This is a genomic window from Salinimicrobium profundisediminis, from assembly GCF_026241755.1.
GTDB lineage: Bacteria > Bacteroidota > Bacteroidia > Flavobacteriales > Flavobacteriaceae > Salinimicrobium > Salinimicrobium profundisediminis.
In genome coordinates, this window is sequence record NZ_JAPJDA010000086.1 from 1 (window position 1) to 2,135 (window position 2,135).

Sequence of the window (2,135 nt, forward strand, 5' to 3'; positions counted from 1 at the left end):
ACGACGAAACTTTTAAAATTTTAACATTACCGACAACTAAAAAAGGTGAAGCAAAAGTTTTGCCTGGTTATGGAGTAAAGATAAATAGAATTTATTATTGGTCTCCTGTTTTTAGGAATGGGTTAGTTGAGAACAGTAAAGTTTTTGTTAGATACGATCCATTTAATATGGGAATAGCATATGCCTTCGTGAACAAAAGGTGGGTAGAACTTCAGTCAGAAAAATATAACATTTTAAAGAGCCGTTCAGAAAAAGAAGTTAATATTGCATTTGAAGAATTAAAAAGAAGAGCAAAGCTGAGTGAAAAGAAACAAGATGTAACTATTAAGATGTTAACAGATTTTATAAACTCTATTGAAAGCGAAGAGTTGTTGTTAATACAACGACTTAAGGATAAAGCGCTGAGAAACCTTTATGTTATTGAGGGTGGGAAAACATCACCAGAAAGAATTGAACAGAAATCTACATCAAACGAGTCAATCGATAATGATAACATTAAGTTAGTTGTTAATAATCAGAGTAAGGAGCTTGTAAATAAACAGAAGAAAAAAGTCGATATCTCAGAGCTAAAATTTGAGTCATATGAAGGGTTGTGAATAGATGGATAAGTTCCCCATGGAGTTACTTGATGAGCCGCCAGTTGAACGTATACACTATTTTAATGATTATACTGTTGCTCATCCTTTTTTTCTGGTGGCTTACAAAACCCTATTACAAAGAATCCACAATCCTTCTATTAAAAGCATTTTTTTGGTATACGGACCAAGTGGTGTTGGAAAATCAACATTGATTAAGAAAGTTGCTGAGAAAATAATAAATGATTTAATGGATCAAATCATTAGTAACCCTGGATTTATTCCTGTTACGGGAATAGAAGCTAGAGCACCAGATAAAGGCTACTATGATTGGAGAGATCATTATATTCGGTCTCTGTTAGCATTAAAGGAACCACTAGTTGAACATAAAGTAGATATAAAGAAGAAGCCTGATATAGAGATTAAAGTAAATGATGTAAACAGGAAATTAAGAAGTTCCTTAGAAACAGCATTAAAATATAGAGAGACTTTAGCATTTTTCATTGATGAAGCACAACATATCTCTTTTAATTCATCTTCTAAATCATCAAATAATCAAATGAACATGATAAAGTCACTAGCTTCAACCACAAAGACACCACATATTTTATTTGGTACATATGAAATTTTAGATTTTAGAGACTCGCTAGGACAATTATCAAGGCGGGGGCTAGATATCCATCTTAGAAGATATGATATTCAAAAGAGTAATGAGCAAAAGATGTTTATACAAACTTTGTGGAATATTCAAAGGCAAATCCCCATTCAAATTGAGCCAGAGTTAATAGAGCATTGGGAATATTTTTATCAAGTAAGTTTAGGATGTATAGGGATTCTTAAAGATTTGATATCAACCACTTTAGAATATAAACTACTTGAAAATCCGGATGCTAGTGAGTTGACACTTGGGGATTTTAAAGAGTATGCATTGACTCCAAACCAAGCCTTTAAATTGGCACAAGAGGCGCTTGATGGAGAAGCTAATGTTAAAGTTAATAACAGGAGTAGAGATGATGTGTTAAATTTGCTACTAGGCAATAATAGCAATACTGATGAAGAAGAAGAAATTGCAACTGATGAAGAAAAAGTACAAGAGAACAAAACTAAAAAGAAACGCAAAGTTGGGGAAAGAAATCCAAAAAGGGATGCTGTTGGTGAGTAGGAGGTTAAAGGAATATGTTAATACAACATAAATTATTTGAAAGTCGCAGTACCCTTTATAATTTAAAGCCTATCGGTATAAATACAGATGAGATAGAGAGCTTAACAAGTTACGTAACTAGATTGAGTACAGCACATAATGTTACTCTAGGTGTACTTTTTAATGAGCTAATATATCCAATTTTAAGAAAAGAGAGCCGACCAAGGGATGGGGTTACAGTAAAAAGGTCGGCTGCTTATAATAACTTCCATCAAAGTGCAATTGAACTGACTACAGCGTTACATAATTTAACTCATATTAAAAACCTAGAATTGTTAACTACAATTGGTTTTAACAACTTCTTTTCAAGTAATGAGATTAGAGGTCAGAAATTCTGGTGTCCGATTTGTTATGAAGAG

At 32.7% G+C, this 2,135-nt stretch carries 3 protein-coding genes; all 3 read left to right on the forward strand.

Annotation, left to right across the window (positions count from 1 at the left end):
- Positions 1 to 596, forward strand: a 596-nt coding sequence (locus tag OQ279_RS18680; RefSeq protein ID WP_266071377.1) for a Mu transposase C-terminal domain-containing protein, incomplete at its 5' end; no start/stop codon positions are given.
- Between the two features lie 4 nt (positions 597 to 600).
- Entirely contained in the window at positions 601 to 1,737 is a 1,137-nt protein-coding gene (locus tag OQ279_RS18685; RefSeq protein WP_266071378.1) for an ATP-binding protein, read from the forward strand.
- Between the two features lie 14 nt (positions 1,738 to 1,751).
- The coding region (locus tag OQ279_RS18690) for a TniQ family protein (RefSeq protein ID WP_266071379.1) at positions 1,752 to 2,135 on the forward strand (384 nt) is incomplete at its 3' end.